A 22,897-nucleotide genomic window follows, 5' to 3' on the forward strand; every position below is an offset into this window, starting at 1 on the left:
TCCGACGTCGGGCACGGGGAGGTGCCCGGCCTGCTGGAGCGGCTGGCTCAGGTGCCGGATCCGCGCGATCCGCGCGGCGTACGCCATGCTCTGGCCGTCGTACTCACGCTGACCGCGTGCGCGGTGCTGACCGGCGCGACCTCGCTGCTGGCGGTCGGCGAGTGGATCGCGGACGCGCCGCCGCACGTGCTGGAGCGACTCGGCATGCGCCCCGATCCGGTACTGCCCCGGAGGCTGGTGCCCTCGGAGGCGACAGTCCGCCGACTGCTCGCCCGCGTCGACGGTGATGCCCTGGACCGGGCGGTGGGCGGATGGCTTGCCGACCGCCAGCCCGAGAACACCGAGCTGCGCGGACTGTCCGTGGACGGCAAGTCCCTGCGCGGTGCGGCGAAGGCCCAGGGGCGGAGGATCCACCTACTCGCCGCGCTGGAGCACACCACCGGGCTGGTCCTGGCCCAGCTCGACGTCAGCGAGAAGACCGGTGAGGTCACCCGCTTCCAGCCGCTCCTCGACACCGTCGCCGACCCGGCTGCAACCGTGGTCACCAGCGACGCGCTCCATACGCAACGCGAGCATGCCGCCTACCTCCTGGGCCGCGGGGCCCACTGCATCGCGATCGCCAAGGGCAACCAGAAGAAACTGCGCAAGCAGCTGAAGTCCCTTCCCTGGAAGGACATCCCCTTCCAGGGCCGCACCCGGGGCACCGGCCACGGCCGCGCGGAGATCCGCCGGATCAAGGTCGCCACCGTGAACAACTTGCTCTTCCCCGGCGCCCGTCAGGCCATCCAGATCAAGCGCCGCCGCACCGACCGCAAGATCGACAAGACCACCATCACGACCGTCTACGCAGTCACCAGCCTGACCGCCGAGCAGGCCACCCCCGTCCAACTCGCGAGACTGATCCGCGACCACTGGAAGATCGAGGCCATGCACCACATCCGCGACACCACCTTCGCCGAGGACGCCTCCCAGCTGCGGACCGGCAACGCACCCCGCGCGATGGCGACCTGGCGCAACCTCGCCATCGGAGCCCTCCGGCTGAGCGGCGTCAAGAACATCGCAGCAGGCCTCCGTCGCAACGCACGTGACGCACGCCGACCCCTCGCACTCCTCGGTCTTGCGTGATCACAAAACGGGCGTCCACCGACTACGCCGAAGCCTTGCCTGCGACCCGGCGTGATCCTGGGTCCCGGCGAGTATGTCGGTCGGCTGTCCTGGTGGCTGGAGCGGGCGAAGCGGGGTGGGCGCATCCTTGCCCCTGCGCCTGCGGAACAGCTCATTCAGCCAGTCGACGTGCGCGACGTCGCCCGGTTCGCTCTTGATCAGGCCGTCAGTTCGAGCAGTGGAGGTTTCAACGTCACACACCCTGAGGGCATTTCGTTCAGCGGGTTTCTCAACGAGTGCTTGGCCGTGATGAAAAGTGACGGCACTCCGGTCTGGGTGGATGCCAACGTGCTGGCCGAACACGGAGTGAAGCAGTGGACAGAGCCTCCTCTATGGCGCACGCATGCCGGGGTGTGGGCAGTTGACTCCCACCGGGCCTCCGAAGTGGGTCTGCGGTGCCGGCCGATAGCCGAGACGGTCAGGGACACGTGGAAGTGGTGGGCTGAGGACGGGCGTCCCGTGGACCACCCGCGGTGGGCGGAGCACGGGATCGCCCCGGAGAAGGAGGCGAGGATTCTGGCCTCCCTCTGATCAGGTTTCGATCGCGAGGAGGCTCACGGGCGGGCCCAGCCAGTAGGGCGGTGAGACGTGGGTGAAGCCCTCGATCCTTTCGCGCAACTCTCGTGGTACCTGCGCCCCGTGGTAGCGCGGCCGGCTCCGGACTGCGGGCGATCGCCGTCGACGGCAAGGCCCTGCGCGGCTCGCGCACCCACGTCACCGGGCACGTCACCCTGCTCGCCGCGATGGACCACACCGGTCGCGTCCTGGCCCAGTGCCAGGTCGCCGACAAGAGCCACGAGATCCCCGCCTTCCGGCCCCTGCTGGACAGCGTCGACCTGACCGACACGGTCATCACCGCCGACGCGCTGCACACCCAGCACGCTCACGGCGCCTACCTCCGCGAGCGCGGTGCCCACTACATCGCCCAGGTCAAGGCCAACCATCCCCTGCACAGAGGCGAGCTGCGCCTCGATGCGCTGGAGGGCCGTCCCGAGGGCTGGGCATCGGTCGCCCCGGAGCGGGCTTCTCCTGGACGTCGATGACGAGGGCGGTTTTCGCGAGTTCCGCGATCCCGGTGAGCGCGCCCTGGCCGACCTTCAGCGGACGGACCCAGACGAGTACGCCCAGGTTGTGGCCGCATGCCTGTACGCCAGGGCCGGATGTGCATAAATCGGTTACGGTGTCGCTTTGTTCGCTATCCTGATGCCCAGTCAGATCGCAGAGGGCGAGTTCGCCCGGCTTTACCATCGGGGGATGGTGTGAGTACCGCATTCGTGCCGCAACAGCCGCACCAACCACAGTCGCCCCGGGCCACCACGCCGCCCGACGCCGCCACTCCGTCGTACGCCACCGAGTCGACCCGGCTGCTGTGCGCGGGCACCTATCTCGACCCGCTCTACCGCGACCGCGTGATCGACGAGCTGTATGTCAACGAACAGCGGATCGTGGCGCCTTCGTCCGGTTTCGACGCCGCCCGCGTCCTCGCGCACGCCCTGCGTGCCCGGCGTCTGGACCTGGCCTGGTCCGGGGCGATCGTCGGTCTGTGGGTGGTCGGAATGCTGGTCACCGACTCCTGGTTGCTCCTCTTCCTCGTGCCCAGCCTCACGCTGGCCATGGCCAGTTGGGTCAGGGGACGGGTCGGACGGCCGTCGCTACTGCGCCGCTGGTTCGCCTTCTACCTGAGGTGGTCGGGCCGGTTCTTCCTGCTCGGCATCCTGGTCGTGACGCTCACCGACGCCTTCTCCGGCAAGTCCGCCGCCCCCTCCTCGTCCGCCGGGACGACGACGTACGACTCCGAGGGCTACCCGACACAGAGCGCGCCGTCGATCAGTAGTCCGGCGCTCGGTTTCCTGGGCGGCTTCTTCGGTGCGAACTCGACCTCGGACGGCCCCGGTGCCCTGCGCGCGTGGCTGACCATCCTCGTCCTGGTGCTCGTCGTCGCGTGCATCACTGCACAGCGCAGCCAGGTCACCCGGGCGCTGGGCGCGGAGCTGTCCCGCAAGGGCTTCGCCGACGCCGTCGCCGACCCCGCCTACCGCAGTGGCAGCGGGCGTTCCCAGCGGCTGGCCGGGCGGATCCGGACCGAACAGCACGCGCCGTTGATCATGTACCAGGAGGCCCACCCCTTCTGCGGCGCGGGCACCCCCCACGACACCTGGGTCCTCGCCGTCGAACTGCGGCCCGACGGTATGAAGACACAGCGCCCGATCGGCAACCGCTCGGTCCTGGAGACGATCCGACCCTTGCTCGAACAGCTGCGGGAGTCCTCGGAGTTCGCGCAGTACCCGGTGCGCGACCGGCTGCGCCGCCTGGAGATCGACGAGTGCGTGTTCCTGCCCGTCGAGGGGCTGCGGCGGCGTGAGATGGCCCCCTACGGCGACGAGGTCTTCGTGACGCACCGGGAGCGCGCGGTCGAGGAGGGCGCCGAGAAGCGACGGCACTTCCTGCGGGTACGGGTCGGCGGCTGGGACGAGGAACTGGTCGTCACGGTCTTCGTGCGCATCCACACCCAGGGCCGCATGCTCATGCTGGAGATCGCCCCGCACGTCCTGCAACCGGTCCGCGAGGACTTCAAGGACGCCGACCGTGTCGCCCACCGCTTCCGCCACAACCACCTGATCGGCAAGGCCGCTGCAACGGTGCCGCAGGTGCCGCGCGCCATCGTGACCGCCGCCGTCACGCTGGGCCGGACCGCGGCGTACGGCTGGCGGTTGCTCACCGGCGGCTACGCGGGCGCGCTGCCGGAGGGCCCCGCGCTGTCGGTGCGTGAACTCGGCTCGGCGCCCTCGGGTTCGCTGTTCCAGGAGATGGACGTGGACCGGTACTTGAGGAGCGTGCAGGACCGGATCGCGCACGGGGTGCGCATCGCGCTGGCCGAAGCCGGTTACCAGACCGGCGAGTTCGTCCAGAAGATCGTCAACATCAGCAACGGCGGCGTGAACATCGACTCCGTGGAGGGCTCCAACTTCGCCATCGGCGACCGGGCCTCCGCCAGTACGACCACCGGCGGCCCCGTGCCGCAGAAGGGACCGGACACCCCATGACCACCTCGGACGCGGGCGAGCCGCGCGTCACGATCGGCGACGTGCACGGCAGCAACTTCGCCATCGGGCACCAAGCGCACGCTGAGACCCACCAGCACACGGCGCCCGCCCGTGACGAGGCCACGGAGGAACTCCTTGCAGCGGTACGGGAGTTGCGGGCCGACCTGCGGCGGGTGCGGTCCGACGAGGCGACCGTGGCGCTGGACGCGGAACTCGCGGACACGGAGGCGGAGATCACCAGCACGGGCACGGCGGGCCGCACCCGCCGTGAGCGGCTCCGCGAACTCCTCGCGGACTCACAGGCGTTGCTGACGGTGCTCGCGTCCGCCGGGGCGGTGGCGGCGATGGTCGGTCTGTGAGCGGATGGCGAACTCGACGGTAGGGAAGGGCAGTTGAACGGGGGAGGAGCAGCCCGTGAAGGGTGGGGGACAGCCGTACTGGAACGAGGACACGCAGGACTGGGAGGACGGTGACGGCAGGGCGTCCGCGGGCCGGGCATCCGAGCCGCCTCCGGTCCGCCCGGCGCACGAGCCGGTCGTGGAACTGGACCGGGGACCTGACACGGCCGGGCAACCGGTCACCGATCCGGATGATCCGGACGCCCAGGACGGCGCGTGGCCGCCGGCGTATCCGTCTGCCCGTCGTCCGGCGCCCGAGTGGGGCGGACGCCGTCACCGCACGTGGTGGACGGTGGGTGCCGGGGCCCTGGTGGCCGCCGTCGTGGTGACCCTCGTGACGGTCCAGCTGACGTCGGGCTCCCAGAACTCCCATGACGACAAGAGCGGTCGGGAGACGGCGGTGCCTAGTGGCTCACCGTCGACCGAGGACACCACGACGGCCTCCGGGTCGCCGTCCGCCACGGACTCACCCTCGGTCGACGCCACCGATGTGCCCGTCGGCTACCGGGTGGTCCACGACCCCGCGGGCTTCACGATCGCCGTACCCGACGACTGGCAGCGCGACGAGCGCACGAACGGCGTCTTCTACACGATCGACGGCGACCGGGACCTGCTCCAGATCGACCAGGTCACCGAGCCGGACGGCACGCCGTACAAGGCGCTCCAGGCGGTGTCGAAGGAGCGGAGCGGCCAGCCGGGTTACGAGCAACTGAGCCTGCAAGAGGTCACGCCGTCGGCGACCGCGCCGGGCCAGGACGCGGCGGAACTCGTCTACGCCTACGACAACAAGACGCTGAACCAGCGCAGACAGGTGGTGGATTACGCCTTCACGGCCCCCAACGGCACGCAGTACGCGGTCCTGGTGGCGGGTTCGGCGGACGAATGGCCGTTGCAGAAGAACAGGTTGAGCGTGGCTCTGACCCGCTTCGAGACGGACCAGCCGGATATGCTGTCATCTAGCCCGACCTGAGCCATATTTCTTGCGAGTCGGGCCTTGTCTGCGGCGCGCACGCACCATGGGCAGGGCTCAACTGCTGTTTCGTCGGAACGGCACGCTGATGCCGTATGCGCAGTTGAGGATCCCTTGCTGCGGCAGATGCAACGACGAGTACCTGTCGCGCATAGAGCTGGCCGTGGGCGACGCGTTCGCCGAAGGACCCGACGTAGTCGCGGCACTGGATGCGACCACGCTGTTCCTGCGGATGGGAAAGATCTACTACGGCCTGATGTTCCGGGAGCTTCCCCTGCTGGCTGACCGGCGAGACCCGCAAGCCGGCACCATCATGACGCCCGATTTCCTGGCCGTCTTCAAGACCCATCGCCTGCTGATGCAAGCCGCACGCGGTGTCGTCCGGTGGCAGCCAGAGCAGCACCCAGCGTCCATCTTCGTCCTCCGGACGCAAGAACCCACGCATCCGCGCAACCGTTTCGACTACGTCGACATCATCAACTTCCCATTTGTGGGCGAGTTCCCTTGCGGTCTCGGCTCTGGCCGACCGTGTATGGCACGAGCGGCGGTTCGACTTTGAGAGCCGGGACGGCAAGGTGATGACGTTGTGCGCCTGCTCGAAGATCCTCGGCCCGTACGCGCAATCGGAGGATCCCCGCCTGGAACCCGCCCGACGTATGGCCGAGCAGGTCATAAAGGAGCTTGGGTGCGGATCCTCTGGAGGGATGGTCCGAACGCGGAGGCCTTGATGGCGAGTATCGAAGCCGTCCGGCTTCTCACGCGGTGTGTCGAGGTGGGGAACCGTGGTGCCGTGGCGAGGGAGGCTGGCTCAGACGGAATGACGCCCTTGCCGCAGCGTTCGCGGCCGTTGACGGCACGGTGACGCGGGCTGAGAACCATGGCGGGCATGAGCGAACTCGCACGCGGGCCAGGCGGTCGCCCCGATGTCCGCCGAACGACTCCGGCGCCGGCGCCGGAGTCCGGCGACCGTCACACCGGGAACATGGCCTCCGCGGGCTCCCCGACGGGCGTACCGATCTGGGCGCGCGGGCCCGGACCCATGGCCGATCACCCGCTGGACTCGGCCGGGGCGCCGCTCGACGCCGATGTGCGGCACGAGATGGAGGCGCGGCTGGCCACGGACCTGGGGGCGGTACGCGTCCACACGGGAGCCGAGGCCGGAGAGACCGCCCGTTCGCTCGGGGCGCGCGCCTACACGGTCGGCGCCGACATCGTCTTCGGCGCCGGGCAGTACGCCCCCTCGACACCTGTCGGCCGGTACCTGCTGGCTCACGAGCTGGCGCACGTCGTGCAGCAGGGGCCCGGGACCGCCCCGCCGCGCTCCGGCCCCGGCCCGGCGGCGGCGGAACGCGAGGCGAACTACGTAGCTCGCAGCGCCTCCGGCGCCGGCCACGTGCACCCGCCGGTACGCCGGGACCCGGCCGCAGCCGGACACGTCCAGCGGTTCGACAGCTTCGAGCACGTCCAGCTCGGCGACACATCCGCCGGCGGTCCCACCGGATATCTCCTGCTCGACGCCCACACCCGCGACCTGCCGCAGCACGCGACACCGACCGTCGGCTGGCCGCCGGACTGGATCGCCCGCTACAACAAGGGCTCGGCGGACCAGCGCCGCGCGATCACGCAGGGACTGACATACGGCGAGATCCTGGCGTTGTCCGGGGACATGTACGCCGACATCGACCCCCAGACCCTGGCCACCTCGGTGGTCGGGACGATGCAGCGGATCAACCACGCGTCGCTGGTGGAGATCTACGACCTCATCCCGATCGTGCACGCGCGCTCGGCCACCGGGGAGTTCAAGATCGCCCCCACCGAGGAGGTCGAGACCGCGACCGGTGGCCGTTACCTGACCCTCGCTGCCCACAACGTCTCGCACTTCTCCAACGTCGGCGACGGCCACAACAACATCGGCACCTGGCGAGAAGGGCACGCAGCCGCGCTCGCACTGGCCGCCGCCGGCCAGGCGAACTCCGCGTGGACGATGAACGCGGCCGCCGACCACTTCCTCACCGACGCGTTCTCCTCGGGCCATCTGCGCCCGGACCGTGTACGCGAGGTGCACAGCTGGGTGCCGGGGATGGGCAGCGTCAAGAGCAAGATGTGGCACGACGTTGACAACGAGTTCGGCGTCGCGGTCCACAACCGACGAGGTGACCGCTGGCTCGCGTACGGCGACGATCACCTCAACCACGTCCAGAGCATGCTCCAGAAGTCCTTCGAGGCACGTGCGCCGGACATCCAGGGAGCTTTCGGCGCACTGGCCGGACGGCAGCCGGTTCCTGGCATGGTGCCGCCCTCGCCGTTGATGGAGGGTGACGGTGTGCGCATCGCCCGCGAGGCCGTCGCGTCGTCGAAGGCGGACATCCAGACAGCGCTCAACACGCGCAGGGTGCCGCGCGGGCCGTTCACGGCCGAACAACTCGTGCCGACCGTCGACGTCTGGACCGAGGACAACTGGGGATACGGTGACTTCGCCGCGGAATTCGGGCAGTTGGCCTGGTCGGAGCTACCGGGACAGCTGGCCGTGAACGGCGACACGCGCGCCAGGGAATGGATCGCGCGCCAGCCCGAGGGAGCCCTTCGCGACATGCCGCTCGACGAGAAGGTACGGATGATGGTCCGCCTGCTCTCCGGAGCGATCATCAGCGACGACCTCGAAGCCGTCGAACGGCTCTACCGAGCCAGCCCCGCCCAGCAGCCCGCCCTGCGCCAAGTGATCGAACCCGTGGTCCGCCGGCGTGAATTGCGCCGACTGCGCGACCTCCTGGGCCGGCCTTGACAGCGGAAACCCGTCTGATCATGATGCTGGTCGGGTCGCCCGGGCGATCTCACCCCGGGCTACCGCACCCCGATCGAGTACGAGCTACTTTCCGAACAAGACACCATCCCCGCCGCCAGTTAGCCACCGCAGCTGGAACCCAAACCGTGGGGCAGGTCAGCTGAGCTTGAGCCAGTTACTGACGTCGGCAGCGAGGACCAGGCGTCCGTCGGCGGCCTGTGGCATGGGCAGGCCGGCCAGCACCTGCCGCAGCCGGGGCACGTCGATGTTCCCGCGGTTCAGCGCGTCGTACAGGCGCCGTGCCCGCGCCGGTGCTCGGCCACCAGCGTCAGATCCACCGGCGTCCTCACCGGCCCGTCCGCACACAGCAACGCGTCAGTGAAGGGCTCGACGAACGTGCGTCGATGACAGGCCCTCGTGTCACAGACGAAGCGCCGGACCTTCAGCAGGATCACGACACTCCGCTCGCCGAGCGGGAGATCCCGCAGTCTGCGCTGATAGGAGCCGTGCACTCGCTCGGAATAGTGGCCGCAGTCCGGGCAGGCCGCACCGGCCTTGCTGTCTCTGGCCACGATCTAGACCGTCCCGAAGGCGGTGGCTACCTGCTCGACGTCCACCTCGTCGATCCCGTGGAACACGGGCGCTTTCCAGGACGGTGCGTCGGCCTGCATGAACGGAACCGTCGCTGACGACCGTTCCAAAGTGCGGAGCTCCGCACCTACTTGATGGAGCGTCAGTAATCACTGTTCGGTGGCACGCGCACGCCGTCTCACGCATGAGCAGCCCACCGCAATCGAGTTGCGGGGTGAGCGGATGGATCCAGCTGTCGCGGGTGAGATGGCGGATCAGCACGGGCCAGGTGAGGTCGTGGCCGTGGTCCGGACGGGCGACGAGCCACTCGTGATTCTCGGACACTCACGCTCGGCTGGAGAGAGGAGCTCGAAGCTCCACGCGCAGTCGGATCGAGGTGTCGATGGTCAGTCCCATGCTGGAGTGGCGAAGATCTTTCGAGTAGTTGGCGATGAGGTCGAGGTCCCGGAGCTGCCGCTGCAACTCAGAGGTCAGCGCTTCGTCCGAATCAGGGACGAGGTCGTCTTCTTCCTGCTCGGCCAGGAACTCAAGTTGTTGATCAACGGCCTCCACTGCCCTGCGACTGGTCCAGGTGGCGAAGTCGTGGCAGCCGAACAGATAGGCGTGCGCGGCATACAGCGTCGCCGCTGCGGCAGACTCGTCTGCATCATCGGGCCCGTCCTGGCCGTCGTTGTGGCAGTACTCGCTGAGCATGTACTCGGCGACACCCCGTTTCACCGCCGAGAAGGCCGCCGAGTCACCGAGAACGCCCTCCCACACGGCGTTCAACAGGGGACGAAGGCCCACGGTGAACGGTGCCTGCTCGTCCGCGGGCAGTCCCTCGTGCCAGCTCATGAGCCGTTCCGCGACACCAGCAGCAAATACGCCGCGTTCCCCAGACGAGATGGCCTTCAGCCGCTCCTCCACCATTGCTGAAAGCTCCTGCCACGTGTCCATACGAGCCATCCCCGAATTGTGAAACCAGCGTGCTCACGCCAGCAACGGCGATCATTGCATCCACCAGCGACAACGTGACGCTCGGAGGGGGGTTTGTTGGTGTATGAGGCAGCGGCTGGCCTGGTGTGTTGTTGGTTCGTTGAGAGGCGGGGTGGACGGCTTCGGTGGGGAGGCCGGGGTGTGTGAGCTGGGGTTGTGTGTTGTGTGTTGATCCTGTCTTGGTTTGTCGTAGGTAGCTCTGGCGTGAAAGGGCTCGGCTGGTGTTTGTGCTGGTCAGGGCTGTTTGTGCTGGTGGGGTGGTGGGGTTAGCGGCCTCGTGTGCGGGGGCGGTGGTGGGTTTCGGCGAGGTGGTCGAGGCGGATGGCGTCGAGTGATTGCTTGGTGATGTGTTCGGTGCCGTCGCAGATGGCGGTGATGGCTGCTTGGCGGATGAGTCGGGTGAGGGATCCGATGCGGCCGGCGGTGCGTTGGTGGAGGTAGGGGGCGTGGCGGGGGAGGGTGCCGGGTTTGTGGTGGTGGAGGTCGAGGTTGTTTTCGATGTCGGTGATGACGTCGCGGAAGGGTTCGCGTGTTCCGTGGCGGGCGGGGAGGGGGCCGCAGGTGATGAGGGTGGCGCGTCCGGCGAGTTGGGCGCCGCGGGTGCCGGAGAAGAGGGGTGTGTCGGTGACGTCGATGCCGGCGTAGACGAAGGTGGCCCGGAGGCGTTCGGTGAGGTCTTTGAGGAGGTCGGCTGCTTGTGCGCCGGTGGTGGTGCGGGGGTTGAGGCGGTGGATTTCGTCGATGAGGACGAGTTGGACATCCGCGGCGGTGTAGGTGTGGCAGACGGCGTCGGTGATCTGGGTCTGGGTCATGCGGGTGGTGGTGGGGATGCCGAGGTAGCGGGCGAATTCGGTGATGAGGGTTTTCGCGGTGGCGCCGGGCGGGACGAGGACGTACGCGACGGGTACCGCGGCGTGTGCTGATCCGGGCTGTGCGGGGTTTTTGCGGGTGTGGGCGAGGTGGCAGGTGCGGCCGACGTTCAGGAGGGCGGTCGTTTTGCCGGCTGCGGCGGGTCCGGTGACGATCAGCGAGGGCCGTGCGGTGGCCTGTTGGTGGCGGCCGAGGATCATCAGGGTGCGGACCTGGGTGGCGAGTTGGCTGATGGCGGGGGTGCGGATGGTGACGAACGCGGAGTGGTAGGCGAGGCGTTCCTCCGGGCTGCGGGGTGGCTGGCCGGGCTGGGGCGGGGTGACAGGTTCGGTGGTGACGAATTGGTGCCAGCCCTGCCAGGTGGTCAGGGGCCAGGACGGCTCGGCCGCACCGCCGTCTGCGCCGGTGGCGGCGTTGTGGGCCTGGGCGGCGTTCGGGCTGGTGACGCCGGCACGGGTGGCGTGGTCGGTGCGCGGGCTGGGGGTGGTTACCACTTGTCGGCTTCCTCGTGTGGGTTGTAGAGCCCGAATCCGGTGGCTGCGGCGAGGGTGTCGTCGTCGTCGAGGTCGTCGATGCTGTCGTCCTCGTCCCGCTGCGCTGGGTCGTCGGCGCTCTGGCCGGTGTCGTGTTCTGGGTGGCGGGCTGCGGGGAGGGGGATGGCAGTGGTGCGGGCCAGCAGGGCTAGTTCGGTTTTGGTGGCGTGGCCGCTGTGGACGCGGCGCATGAGCTGGTCGAGGGCGTCGGCGAGGTCGGCTTCGTACTGCTCTGCATCGCTGTGGTTGTCGTGCAGGGCGAGAGTTCTGATGTGCTGCCAGGTGTGGTCGTTGAACGGCTGGTGGACGTGGTCGCGGTGGATCCACGGGATCTCGGTCAGTTCGCCGTCGGGCAGGCGGACCCAGATCTGGCGGACGTCGTGAGGGTTGTGGTGGATCTCCCATTTCCCGCCGCGCGCCGTGATGGGGGAGGGCTGGCCGCGGTAGGGGGCGAGGAGGTCCGCGTCGTAGGTGCGGTGGTGGATGCGGATGCCGGAGGCGGTGATGGCCTGCCAGCGCACGGGCAGCAGTTCGAGGTAGTCGTGGCCGGTCAGCGGGACGGGCACGTGTCCGGCGACGGCAACGAGGGCGGCCCACATCTGGTTGGGGGTGAGGGCCTTGCGGGGCATCATCGGGTGGCGCAGGCCTTCGTGAGGGCGGTGGTGGTAGTGCACGAGCCATTCGTCGAGGAGGTCCTGCAGGTGGGGGACGCTGTAGCAGGCGTCTTGTTCGGTGTCGGGGCCGCGGCGGGTGACGTCGGATCCGGTGTAGCCGGGCAGGTGCTGGCAGAACAGCGCGTTGATGGTGCCGAAGGCGCGCTCCACGATGCCTTTGGCGGTGGGAGCGTGGGGCGGAGCGGGCTGGACGCTGATGCCGAGGGTTTCGCAGGCGGCGGTGAACGCGCGGGAGACGAAGACGCGGCCGCGGTCGACGACGATCGTCTCCGGCAGGACGACGGGCCGGGCCGCGGCGCCGGCCAGGCGTTCGTCCAGCGTGGCCAGCCGCTGGTGGGGGAGTGCGGGGGCGTGGTCCATGCGCAGGATGTCGGGCCAGGTGGGGCGGGCGGGGTGCGGGACGGCCATCTCCGCCAGCAGCAGGGCCGCATCGACGGCTTTGGTCGCGCTGGGGCACAGGACGGCGGCGAGGATGGCGCGGGTGGCGACGTCGATGGCGATGGTGAGTTCGGGCCGTGCGAGGCGGCCGTCGTCGAAGAGGGCGAGGACATCCAGGCGGGTGGTGTCGACCTGGACCTGCTCGCCGGGCCGCAAAGCTGTGGTGGGGGTGAAGGCTCGCCCGTCGAAGCTGGCGGGGGTCTGCCGGACGGGCCCGGTGGGCAGTTCGCCGGGGCGGGCGAGAGAAGTGACGAGACGGTACAGCGTGGCCTGGGACGGTGCGGGCACCGTGCCTGGCCCGTGCCGGTCTTCCAGGATGTGGTTGATCAGCGGGAACAGGCCGTTGATGGTGCCCTTGGAGCGGCCGCGCCGGCGGCGCAGTGCCTCGCGGACGGCGGTGACGACGCGTTCGTCGGCCCGCCCGGTGGGACTGGGGGCGCGGGTGCTGCGGTGGTCCAGGAGCCCCCACAGGCCTTGTTTGCGGTAGGCGAGCCGCATGCGCTGGACCGTGGTGCGTGAGACGCGGCCGAAGCCGAGCGCGGTCAGCTCCTGGGCCTTGGCCTGCTCGCGCTGGGCCAGCGTGTGCTGCTCGGGGTCGTACTGCGGACGCACCGTCCCGTCACTGCCGGGCCCGCCGGTAAGGCCGCACTCGACTTCTCTGACGTGCCGCTGCCAGGCCAGTGCCTTCTCGCGTGCCGCGGCGGGGGCGGTCTCGAACAGCCCCCACTGCGGGGCCGCCTGGGGCACGTCGGCCCCGATGACGGTGAAGCCGGGGTCGGCGAACAGGTGCCCGGCGAGCACCACTTGACCGCCGCCGTCCGGGCCGATGAGGTGGATGTCCTGCCCGGCGAGGGCGACCACTTGCCACTTCACGCCGCGGAAGCGGACGTGAGCCCCGACCCTGAGTGCCGGCCGGGCGTTGCGACGGGCGCTCACCTGCGGCCTCCTGTTCTGTCCAGGCGGTTTCGGCTCTGGGCCGGGCCGACCAGGACCTGCTCGTGGAGGGGGCGGTCCAGGTCGGTTGTCAGTTGTCTGTGCCACAGGGCATGGAAGAGGGCAGGGAGAATCTCGATCGGGTCGCCGGCCGCTTCCGCGCCTTGGAGCAGGGGCCGGGGCTGGGCGAATGCGTCGAGGACGGCGGGCATGAGGCCGGGGCGGCCGGCGTTGCGGGGGTGGCGGTACCCGGCCAGCCATTTCAGATTGGCGGCGAGGATGTCGTCGAGCGGGGCGAGGCGTCGGTAGGTCCAGCCGAGGTGCGCGCAGGCTTCCGCTACGGCCTCCGCGGCGTTCAGGGCGCGTTCGCCGCCGGCGTCGGGGTGGCTGGGGCAGTCGGCGAGCAGTGCGGTGCCATCGGTGTAGCGGGCGAACAGCTGCGGAACCCAGGAGCGGACCTGTCCGCGGTGGTTGTGCCACAGCAGCCGCACAGGCCGGCCCGCCAGGGCGGTCACCTCCGGGGCGCGGTCCAGGACCATCAGCTGCAGGCGCATCGCGTTCGACCCGGCCGCCACGTGCCGTCCGGTCGTGGCCGACCACCACAGGCCCGGTCCCCACCGCCGCCCCGGGATCACCGGAAACGCGGACACCGGCGACAGGTCCTCGAACGCCACTGCCAGGGCCGCGTCCGCCCATCGCTGCTGGACCATCTGCCCGAGAGGGTCGAGGAACACCGCCTCGAAGCCGCTTCCGCACGGTGCGGCCCGCCCTGGCCGGCCCCCGGGCCGGGTTTCTGCTGCGTTGATCACTCGCGCCAGCCAACTCCTGCCCGGCCGCGTGTGCCTGCGTTTTCAGTATTTCTGCCACCGACGAGTGCTGTTATCGGCCAACAGCCAACGTGCCCGCTCCGAACACGATGCTCAGCCGCCGTCTTCCTGGCCCGCCGTCAGCAGGGTCATCAAGCTGTCGGGAGACATTTCCGCCCACTGGGCGACCTCTTCCACGGGCATCCCGGCGTTCACCGCGGCCAGGGCGGTCCGCTTCCAGGCATTGTCGATCAGGTCGGCGCTGTGACGCAGGCTGCGCAGGAGCTGGCGGGCGACGTCGGCGGCCGGCCCGGTCTGCACCCTGCGCAACTGTTGCAACTGCTCCTCGGCGCTCTGCACGGCACTGGTGATCAGCGCCCGCTGCTCGGGAGGCACCACGGCCCGCCACATCCTGCCCGAGCCGGGCGCCTTCTTCTCCTTGCCCAGCACCCGCAACTGCCCGGCCATCGTCGCCGGCTGGTGCTCCTGACGCAGCCACCACGGATCGTTGTCGTAACCGGGCGGCCCGCCGGACCCTCGGCGCAGGCGGATGACAGCGCCCATCCACGAGGTCAGCGGTCCGCCGTAGTCGGTGGCAGTCAGCGGCCCCAGCCACCCCCGCCCGACCCGCTCGCCCAGCCGGCGGCAGAACGGGTCGTCCCCGCCCCGCGCCCGAGGCCGTGTCCCCCCGCTTGCGCGCCAGGCCAGCTCGGCCATGGCCGGGTCCAGCAGTGCGTCGGCGACGGTCACCACCTCGGGGAAGACGACCGCGTCCCGGCCCGCGATCCGCCACCGCTCCAGCTCCGTCCCGGCGTTGCCGCCCGCGACCTGGTGCAGCCGCTGCGGCCAGACCGCCTCGTGCTCCCAGTGCAGGGCCTGCTCCCACCACCGGGCCACGACCGCGTGCGCCAGCGCGAACACCCTCTCCGGCTCTGCTCCGGCCCGTGCTGCCCGCCGCGCTACACCCGTCCACCGCCGCTGGGCCGCGGCCACTTCCGGCACACCCCGTACGTCCAGATGCTCAAGGGGCTGGCCGGCGTCCGCGTCCAGGAGCCACCGCCCGTGCTGGACACACACCCGCTCCCAGCGAGGCGCGTACCGCACCACCCGCACGGCCGTCCCCGTGCGCCCGGCGGTGCACAGGCGGCAGCCGAAGGCGACCGGCCCGGCGACCGCGCCGCCGGTCCGCCACGCCGCCGCCGGCATCCCGTTCTTTCCGGCCGACAGCTTGGCGTCTTCCTGTCCCCAGGACGGCAATGCCCGCGCCAGGACGTCTTCCTCGACGCCGCACAGGCCTGCCAGGAGCTGCCGTCCGGGCGTGTTCAGCAGCACTTCGGCGTCGGCCCGCGCGCCCCCGCCGTCGTGCCCCGGCGGGTAGTTGCGCCACTGCCAGTACGACCGCAACACTTTCGCTTCCATCCCGTAGCGGCTTGCGATGCGGCAGATCAGCGACGAGGTCGTCTCCCCCTGCAGGGGAGCGGTCCGCAGCAGGCCGGGATGTTGGGTCACTCCACCACGGTCTCGTGTTCGCCGTCTCCGGCGGGCGCTTTCGCAGTAGCCGTCCGGCCTGGGCCTGTTGTCTGCTTGCTTGCCCATGCCGCGGGTGTCTCTTTTCCTGGAGCCTGCGGACGTTGCTGTGGTGGGGGATTGGCCCGTTCGAGCGCATCGTGATGATCCGATCGCACTAAGCTACGCCTGTGGTGGTTGGCGAAGATGCTCAGGTGAAGGGCTTCTCGGGGGCCCGCAGAGCCAAGCAGTGGCTCGAGGGCACGATGCGCATCTTCGGCGCGTACGCGAACACGGACTCGGAGTCCTGTGGCCGTCGGCTGACTCTGTCCTGGCCGTACGGAGGCCGGACGTTCTCCTTCGATCTGGGGGGTGCCATGCGCGGTGACCCCTACCAGAACGACATGTTCTGCGCGGAGGTCAAGAACTACGCGCAACCCAGCGACCAGGGAACCCAGTTCGACGAGTTTCTCGCCAAGTGCTACGTGGCTGCCCAGGCCCAGCACCACCTCAGCGATCACTTCATGTGGATCACCTGGGCACCGTTCCGGGCGAACTCCTGGTCCACCCTCAACTCACCTGACCAGGTGGAGACCGCGGTCCTTCAGCACAGCAGCCGTGTTTTCGGCACCAGCGACCCCGAGGAAGCCCGAAAACTTCTGGACGCTGAACTCGTCCGGTCGGTCGCCGCCCGTCTGTGGCTGATCGTGCTCTCGGACAAGCAGGAAACTCTCCTGCCGCTCAAGGACTGGGCAGCCATCGTCGCCGCCGAACTCACCCGCAGAGAGGGCTCGTGGTGAACATCGTCGAGCAGTCGATCTCCCAGGCCATGGACGAGCCCGACGACCGGTTGATGTTCACCCAGGTCAAAGACGTAGTCGCCCGGCACCTGCGCCGTATGGACCCCGGTGCAACCGTCACCAAGACCGAGTTCTTCAACCACACCCATGTCCCCGACATGGTCTTGGAATGGCCCGGCAGGCCCCGCACACCGCGCCGGTTCATCTATCTGCGCACCACATCCGACCAGCGCGAGCTGGAGGACGACCTGCAGCGCCTTCCCCGTGCGGACCGGCCGGTGCTCCTGGCGCTTGGCCAACTGCCCACCGTACGGCAGCAGGGAGATCTTCCCCCGCTGCCCGGCAGCAGCACCGCGCTGCTCCTCGACGCTTCCGCGCTCGGCGCGCTCCAGCCGGCCGACGACTCTCCTGGCATTCCCCGTCTGGTGTCCCGCTCCGTTCTTGAAGGCGGCCGCGGCACCCTCGACAAAGCGGCGACCGAGGAGTTCCTGGACACGGTCGTTCAGGGAGCCGAGGCCGCCCGTGCGGGAGAACGCGTTCCCACCCGCGACGCCGTCGACGCCCTCACCGCGCGGATGACCACCGACGTCGCCGACCGGATGTCAGCCTTCCTCGCCGCGCTCTGGCAGGGCGGCGGATCCACGCTCGCCAGCTTCCCCGCACCCCAGCGAGGCGTCGGCCATCTCGACGAGACGGCCCTGATGTACCTCCTGGAATCCGAGGACATCACCGACTCCGCGTTCTGGAACCGGGTCGTCCGCATGATCAGCCTCCCTATCCTGCTGCGCACCCCGGCCGCCGGCACCGGCAACCTTCAGCACCTGATGCGTGAGGCGATCCAGCTCTGGACCAGCCGCGTCTGCATGATCGTGCCCGGCGCGGCAGACGCGGACATCAGCCCGTGGCGCTGGGCGGTGAAGGCCGGCCAGCTGATCCTGCAGACCCCGCGTTTCCATGTGCTCGTTGCCCAGTCCCGGCGCCAGCTCCCGCCCGGGCAGGAGCACGACCTGCCCCGCCTCGACGAAGTGAGGAACAGGGCCGACCGCTTCAGCATCCCGCTGACCTCTCTTCGCATGGTCGTCACGGACCGCCACGTCGGATACGGCGGCCCCGGAGACGACATCTCCCACGACGCCCAACTCGACGGCATCAGCGACGCGCTGGGACAGGCCGAGGGAGTCATCGAAGCCGATGCCCGCATCCCCTCCGGCGAGACTCTCCAGTGCCTGTTCGGCACCGGAATCGCCAGCGCCCGCGGCGCACGTACCCAGGTACCGCTGGACGCCCTCCTCGGCACCACGGCACGCCTGCTCTCCGATCTCTCAAGTGACGAGGCCGAGAAGATCACGCAGCTTCTCGGTGCCCAAGGTCCACCCCCTGACCAGCCATGGAGCCAGCCCAGCTTCGACGACGTATAGGACTTGCACGGGGCCGGCTGGGAGCACGCCATCTTCACCGGCTACACCGCCTGGCGACAGCTACGTGAACAAGACGCCGGCATCGTCCACCTCGACCTCGATCGATGCCTCCTTACCGTCGACCCGCGATGGCTGAAGGCTCCAGCGGAAGACACGCACTGCGCATCGAGCACTGAGGTCCTGAAGCGATACACGCCAGTGCTGCATAGACAGGGGGGCGAAAGCCCTCCCGCCCCCCTGTCTATGCGGACGCCGGTGACTGGCTGGCACTGTCTGAGCCAGTGAGTGGGGTCCCGGACGGTAGCCCGCCCGGTGGTGGATCGGGTGGCGGCTGGGGGACGGAGGCGGGGGCTGTGGCCTGACGGTAGTTGATGATTGCTTGGATTCTTTTTTCGGGGTCGGTGATTTCATCGAGGGCGGCTGCGAATTTTTCGTCGACGATGTTTCCTTTGCGTTGGCGGTTGTGGTCGAGGATCAGGCTGGTGAGGGGGATGGCGAGGTATGCCGCGATGACGATCGCTCCCACGGCCCACCATGGCGCGCCGCCCAGAGCGCCTGCAAGGACGGCAGGAAGGCCGGCCAGGAGGCCGGCGACGGGTGAGAGGGAGGACGAGTTCATCGCGTGGATGCCCTTCCAGCACGCGACGGCAGGGCCGCCTCATGCCTGAACGAGTCGGCCTGGGCCGACTGGGACGGAAAGAGGCGGCACGTGTGTGCCAGAGAGTGAGGGCATGCCGACGGCCGGCGCCGCCGTGAGGCGGCCCGGTGATGTTTTACGGCAGGCTTTTCAGCGCCCCAGGATGGGACTTTCTTTTCCCTGGGGCGTGATTCAGAGGGTTTGCTAGGTGGTTTTTGCGGGGGAGGTTTTCTTCGGCTTTTTGGGCAGGGTGGGCTACAGCTGTGAGCTAACAAAAAGAATGTTCACAAAGCCCCTGAGCCGATTCATCTGACCTCTGCCGCACCACCCTTCTCTGTTCGCTGGCCGCGTGCACCCTGTTGCGGGCACGCCAGACCTGCCCACCAGTATCGCCCATCGCGCCGCCTTCCAGGGCCCGTTCGGGAGCTTTCGTGGGCGAGGTCGTGTGCTTGACGGTGGTTCGGGGCGGCGCAGAGGCGCTGAGCTCAGGGTTTCATGTGCGAACTGCTCCAGCCCTCAGTGAAGCTGGCCGTGATGAGGAGTTGTTGTTGGTCGGGGTGGAGGGTGCTCCATTGACTGCGTTGGGCGTTGGCCCACCGTTGGAGTGTGTCGGGGAGGGGTTCGTTCCCGCTGGTCGTGGCGCGGTATTGCTGCCAGGTGCGGTGCCAGGTGTAGGGCCAGGGTGGGTTCCACCACGGGTCCAGGGCGGTGAGCGCCTCAATGGTGGTGGTGGAGAGGACGCCGGCGCGGGCTTTGCGGCGTTGCTGGCCCAGCCATCTGCCGAGGGGGAAGCCGTCTTGTCGGGTGTGCTTGTCCGGGGTGAGGTGGCCGTGCTGGGCGGCGTAGGCGCGTGCGTGGTCGAGTCCGGGGCTGGCGGGGTAGGAGCGTGTGGCCGGGGCGGGTCGTTCGCCTACGACAGCGTCGGGTGTGATGCCGAGGGCGGTCAGGAGGTCCTGCTGGCCGGGGTGGAGATGCTCCCAGGACTCCTGCTGGACACGGATCCAGCGGCAAAGGCCTCGTGAGAGGTTCCTGGCCGGTATGCCGGCGGCACCCGTGGCTGCCGTGCGGAGGCGGTGGTAGGCCTGCTGCCATCGCAGGGGCCAGGGCGGATTCCACCACGGATCGATCATGGTCAGGGCTTCGGCCCGGGTGGGGGAGAGGCGACCCTGACGGGCGCGTAGTCGTTGCCAGGCCAGCCACTTCCCCAGCGGGAACCCGTCGAGGACGATGCTGACGGGCGCGGCGATATGGCCGTATTCGGCCGCGTAGGCGCGAGCTTCTGCGAGCGCGGTGTCCAGAAGATCGGGCGCGGCGCGGGGAGCCGGTGGTTGGGCGGCTCGGGCTGTCTCGGCGGTGATACCGATCTTGGTCAGCAGGCGGTGCTGCTCGGGGTGGAGTGTGCCGTAGCCGGTGCACTGCCGCCTCAGCCAGTCGGCCAGCTCCTTCTCAAGGTCCGCAATGCCGCTACCGCCGCCGCCGGCTGCGGGCTCTGACCGCTCGCGTACGCGGCTCCAATGGCGTTGCCACTCCAAGGACCAGGTCGGGTTCCACCAGGGGTCGAGCGCTGCGAGGAGCGTGCTGACCGGCCATGTCCCGCTTGTACTGCGATGGTGCTCCCGCGCCTGGTGGCGCTGTTCGCTCAGCCACCGGCCCAGCGGAAACCCCTCAGGACAAGCTTTCAGGTGCGTGGCGAGGTGGCCGTGTGCGGCGGCGTACGTGCGCGCGTGGGCCAGCCCGGGGCCCGTACCGCAGAGCTGGCCGATGATCTCGTGGGGGCAAGCGGCGGCGGTCTCGGCGGTGATGCCGATCTCCGCCAGCAGATGCTGCTGCTGCGGATGCAACTGCTTGTAGCTGGTGCACTGTACGGACAGCCATGTGGCCCAGCCGTCACTGCCGTCCGGCCAGCTCCCTTCTGTAGCCCTTTGGTGCCGGTCTCGGGCATGAGCGCGGATTAGGTGCCAGGTTCGCTGCCACGCCAGGGGCCACGGGGGGTTCCACCACACGTCGATCGCGTCGAGCACCTGGAGGTGCGCGCCGGGTTCGTCCTGGCGGCGGGTGAGGCAACGCTGGGCAGTGAGCCACTTCCCGAGCAAAAACCCTTGGTACGAGATGTTCTTGGTGGCCAGGGCCAGGCATCCGTGTTCGGCGGCGAAGGCGCGCGCACAGTCAACAGCCTTATCGATGCCTGCTGTCCTGCTCGTTCGGCGCGGGCGTGCGCTGCCGGCGGCCTGGGCCGTGAGGCCGATGTCGGTCAGCAGACGGCGTTGTTCGGGGTGGAGTGAGCTGTAGTCGGTGCACTGCAGGTACAGCCATTCCCCGGTCAGCATGTGGGTGTCGGGGAAGCCGTCGGCGGCGTTGAGGGGGCCGTGGTGTCTGACGTGGTCGCGGGCGCGGTAGTAGGAGCGCTGCCACTTCACCGACCAGGGGATGTTCCACCACGGATCCACCTCCTTGAGGGCGGCGGCCTTTTCTTCAGGCAGGACCAAGGCGTGGGCCTGCTGGTTGTGCACCCATTTCCCCAGGGCGAAGGAACCGACTCGGGTGTCGCGTTGGGTGGCGAGGTGGCCGTGCTGGGCGGCGTAGGTGCGCGCGTGGGCCAGGCCGGCGGCGAAGGCGCCCTCGGCGTGCACGCTGTGACCCCGCAGCCGTTTCTGAGCCGGCAGACCCTCTGTGCCCGCGGTCTGCCGACGCTGGTAGCCCGCGAGAACGTCGGCGAGAGGCCGGGGCCGGAGCGCCAAGGGGACCTGCCACAGGCGCTGTTCGTCGTCTCCACTGCCGCCCTCGGTACGGATGCACTGGTACGTCCAGGCAAACAGCGCTCCGTGGGTACAGTCGGCCAGACGCTCGGTGAGCCACGAACGCCGCAAGCGATGGCCCAGCTCGCCGGGCACGCAGGGCACATCAGCCAACCGGTAAGGGAGGTGACCACCACCGTCAGCAGCGACACGGAGCCGCCAGGCCCGGCTTGCCAGAAGCGTGGCGAGGGCGACGGTCTCGGGGTAGGTGACCAGATCCCGCGCCAGGATCCGCCACCGCTGCGGATCCTCGCCCGCGGGCATGGCCGCATCCAGCCGCATCGGCCACAGACGTTCCTCGGGCCACTCCTGCGCCCACCACCAGGCTGTGACCGCTTCCGCAACCTCGAACGCCGAACCAGCGACGGGGGAGCGGCGCAGCAGCCTGCGGTGATCCGCCTGCGCCTGGACCACCTCCGGGCATCCGGCCAACCCCACGACACGGCCCCCGCTGCCAGGCACGTTCATCAGCCAGCACCGGTGGCGTGGGCAGACTCGCTGGTGCGCCGCCAGGTACACCCGGGCTGGTGCAACGCGACCGGTCCGCGCGGCCACACAGCCCGGGCACGCCGGACCCCAGGCAGCAACCGTCTCCACCCCGTTGTAGAGCCGCGCCGCCGGCCGCTCCTTCGAGGGGCCCAGCGGCTCCTCCCGCGTCCAGGCCGGCAACGCATGGCGTAAGCCCACCTGCGGCACACGACACAGCGCCGCGACCCGGTCCCGGGCCGCGGCGTTCAAGAACACCTCACTGTCGCCCTGCAGAGCCCGGACGATGCCCTGCTGGCCAGCCACTTCGGTAACCGACGACAGCAGACTCCGCACCGTCAGGCCGTACCTGTCCGCGATCCGCCCCAGGAACGACAACGTCATCTCACCCTGCAGGGGCGCCACCCGAAAAGCACCCGCATCCAGCAACAGCGTCCCCACCCATCCCGTCGCTTGTGACACCTATCGTGCTTCGGCTCAACAAGCAGGTGCCGGGCCCGCCGGCCGGTGTCGGGTCAGTAGTCGAGGTCGAGGTAGTCGATGTCGTTGAGGGTGATGTCGGAGAGTCCTGTGGCGCGCCCTCCGCCGTCTTGAAAGTAGATCTCTTTGAATCCTTCGGCGATGATTCCACGCATCTGCTGGTCGCTGGCGCCCGCCGTGCGAGCGTCGAACAGGCGCTGTGCGTAAGCCGGTGGAAGGTGCACGGTCAGTCGGCGGAAGCGTCCGTCGTCGGTTGTGCCGACGGGTGCGCTGTAGCCGAAGCGGGCCCTCGTCTCCACGGTGATGCCGCCGGAGGTCGCAGCCTGTTTCTGGCGGCGTTTGCGCACCTGTGGCTGCCACCGTTGCCGTACTGCGTCGTCGATTTTCGTGGCGACGTCGGCGCGGGCGTGTTTGCGGGCGCCGCGCCGGTAGCGGTTGACGGAGTCGGCGGTGACGCCGAGTTCCTGTGCGACGGCCTTCGCGCTGCCCATCTGCTTGAGCAGGTAGCCGATCTGACCCTTCAGCGTCTTCGGAGGCTCGCGGGTGAAGGCCTCCCGGTCGGCCCGCTCGATCGCGTCGTCGATCTCGCCCACAGCC

19 protein-coding genes and 4 pseudogenes are annotated in these 22,897 nt (G+C 69.3%); 13 read left to right on the top strand and 10 right to left on the bottom strand.

Annotated elements, in window-relative coordinates; translation table 11 throughout:
- Positions 1–21: 21 nt before the first annotated feature.
- The 9 genes and pseudogenes from OG407_RS49940 (at position 22) to OG407_RS49980 (ending at position 8,358) form a co-directional block, all read left to right on the top strand.
- Positions 22–1,125, top strand: coding sequence for an ISAs1 family transposase (locus OG407_RS49940; RefSeq protein ID WP_405868986.1), 1,104 nt, complete (start codon positions 22–24; stop codon positions 1,123–1,125).
- A gap of 168 nt (positions 1,126–1,293) precedes the next feature.
- Positions 1,294–1,695 carry a hypothetical protein gene (locus OG407_RS49945; protein WP_405868189.1) on the top strand — a complete coding sequence of 134 codons (402 nt, stop codon included), beginning with the start codon at positions 1,294–1,296 and terminating at the stop codon, positions 1,693–1,695.
- 92 nt (positions 1,696–1,787) lie between these two features.
- Positions 1,788–2,207 (top strand): ISAs1 family transposase, encoded by a 420-nt coding sequence (locus OG407_RS49950; RefSeq protein ID WP_405868191.1) that lies wholly within the window; start codon positions 1,788–1,790, stop codon positions 2,205–2,207.
- A gap of 216 nt (positions 2,208–2,423) precedes the next feature.
- Positions 2,424–4,208, top strand: a complete 1,785-nt coding sequence (locus OG407_RS49955; RefSeq protein WP_405868193.1) for a hypothetical protein — start codon at positions 2,424–2,426, stop codon at positions 4,206–4,208.
- Positions 4,205–4,567, top strand: coding sequence for a hypothetical protein (locus tag OG407_RS49960; RefSeq protein WP_405868195.1), 363 nt, complete (start codon positions 4,205–4,207; stop codon positions 4,565–4,567). Before OG407_RS49955 ends, OG407_RS49960 begins: the two co-directional genes overlap by 4 nt.
- Before the next feature lie 55 nt (positions 4,568–4,622).
- Entirely contained in the window at positions 4,623–5,576 is a 954-nt protein-coding gene (locus OG407_RS49965; RefSeq protein ID WP_405868197.1) for a hypothetical protein, read from the top strand.
- A gap of 46 nt (positions 5,577–5,622) precedes the next feature.
- Complete coding sequence (locus tag OG407_RS49970; protein WP_405869016.1) at positions 5,623–6,135, top strand: hypothetical protein; 513 nt, start codon at positions 5,623–5,625, stop codon at positions 6,133–6,135.
- Positions 6,056–6,304, top strand: a pseudogene (locus tag OG407_RS49975) (hypothetical protein); the annotation flags it as partial. The gene OG407_RS49970 and the pseudogene OG407_RS49975, both read left to right, overlap by 80 nt.
- Positions 6,305–6,462: 158 nt before the next feature.
- A complete protein-coding gene (locus OG407_RS49980) occupies positions 6,463–8,358 on the top strand; it encodes a DUF4157 domain-containing protein (protein WP_405868199.1) in 1,896 nt (631 codons plus the stop codon).
- A gap of 165 nt (positions 8,359–8,523) precedes the next feature.
- On the opposite strand, the pseudogene OG407_RS49985 reads toward OG407_RS49980, so the two are convergent.
- From OG407_RS49985 to OG407_RS50015, 7 genes and pseudogenes are all read right to left on the bottom strand, one after another.
- A pseudogene (locus OG407_RS49985) lies at positions 8,524–8,846 on the bottom strand (transposase); the annotation flags it as partial.
- Positions 8,835–8,930: pseudogene (locus OG407_RS49990) on the bottom strand (transposase family protein); the annotation flags it as partial. The pseudogenes OG407_RS49985 and OG407_RS49990, both read right to left, overlap by 12 nt.
- Positions 8,931–9,273: 343 nt before the next feature.
- A complete protein-coding gene (locus OG407_RS49995; protein ID WP_405868201.1) occupies positions 9,274–9,894 on the bottom strand; it encodes a hypothetical protein in 621 nt (206 codons plus the stop codon).
- A gap of 296 nt (positions 9,895–10,190) precedes the next feature.
- Positions 10,191–11,162, bottom strand: coding sequence for a TniB family NTP-binding protein (locus OG407_RS50000; RefSeq protein WP_405868205.1), 972 nt, complete (start codon positions 11,160–11,162; stop codon positions 10,191–10,193).
- Between the two features lie 119 nt (positions 11,163–11,281).
- A complete protein-coding gene (locus tag OG407_RS50005; RefSeq protein WP_405853779.1) occupies positions 11,282–13,375 on the bottom strand; it encodes a Mu transposase C-terminal domain-containing protein in 2,094 nt (697 codons plus the stop codon).
- A complete protein-coding gene (locus OG407_RS50010) occupies positions 13,372–14,082 on the bottom strand; it encodes a TnsA-like heteromeric transposase endonuclease subunit (RefSeq protein WP_405853777.1) in 711 nt (236 codons plus the stop codon). Before OG407_RS50010 ends, OG407_RS50005 begins: the two co-directional genes overlap by 4 nt.
- 210 nt (positions 14,083–14,292) lie before the next feature.
- Positions 14,293–15,687, bottom strand: a complete 1,395-nt coding sequence (locus tag OG407_RS50015) for a DNA-binding protein (protein ID WP_405853775.1) — start codon at positions 15,685–15,687, stop codon at positions 14,293–14,295.
- A 188-nt stretch (positions 15,688–15,875) separates the two neighbouring features.
- On the opposite strand from OG407_RS50015, the gene OG407_RS50020 reads away from it, so the two are divergent.
- From OG407_RS50020 to OG407_RS50035, 4 genes are all read left to right on the top strand, one after another.
- Positions 15,876–16,484 (top strand): hypothetical protein, encoded by a 609-nt coding sequence (locus tag OG407_RS50020; RefSeq protein ID WP_219094016.1) that lies wholly within the window; start codon positions 15,876–15,878, stop codon positions 16,482–16,484.
- The gene (locus OG407_RS50025; protein ID WP_405853773.1) at positions 16,478–17,902 is read left to right on the top strand and encodes a hypothetical protein; all 1,425 of its coding nucleotides are present in this window, start codon (positions 16,478–16,480) and stop codon (positions 17,900–17,902) included. Before OG407_RS50020 ends, OG407_RS50025 begins: the two co-directional genes overlap by 7 nt.
- A 3-nt stretch (positions 17,903–17,905) precedes the next feature.
- The gene (locus tag OG407_RS50030) at positions 17,906–18,187 is read left to right on the top strand and encodes a hypothetical protein (protein ID WP_405853771.1); all 282 of its coding nucleotides are present in this window, start codon (positions 17,906–17,908) and stop codon (positions 18,185–18,187) included.
- Positions 18,188–18,281: 94 nt separating this feature from the next.
- Positions 18,282–18,503, top strand: coding sequence for a hypothetical protein (locus OG407_RS50035; protein ID WP_405853769.1), 222 nt, complete (start codon positions 18,282–18,284; stop codon positions 18,501–18,503).
- 521 nt (positions 18,504–19,024) lie between these two features.
- Here OG407_RS50035 and OG407_RS50040 read toward each other — a convergent pair.
- The 3 genes and pseudogenes from OG407_RS50040 to tpg all read right to left on the bottom strand — a co-directional run bounded on the left by OG407_RS50040 (position 19,025) and on the right by tpg (position 22,893).
- On the bottom strand, positions 19,025–21,802 hold the full coding sequence (locus OG407_RS50040; RefSeq protein ID WP_405868203.1) for a helicase associated domain-containing protein: 2,778 nt from the start codon (positions 21,800–21,802) through the stop codon (positions 19,025–19,027).
- Positions 21,803–21,814: 12 nt separating this feature from the next.
- A pseudogene (locus OG407_RS50045) lies at positions 21,815–22,282 on the bottom strand (TniQ family protein); the annotation flags it as partial.
- A 53-nt stretch (positions 22,283–22,335) separates the two neighbouring features.
- A complete protein-coding gene (gene tpg / locus OG407_RS50050; protein WP_405853768.1) occupies positions 22,336–22,893 on the bottom strand; it encodes a telomere-protecting terminal protein Tpg in 558 nt (185 codons plus the stop codon).
- Between the last annotated feature and the right edge of the window lie 4 nt (positions 22,894–22,897).

Source organism: Streptomyces sp. NBC_01515 (assembly GCF_045040345.1).
Taxonomy (GTDB): Bacteria; Actinomycetota; Actinomycetes; order Streptomycetales; family Streptomycetaceae; genus Streptomyces.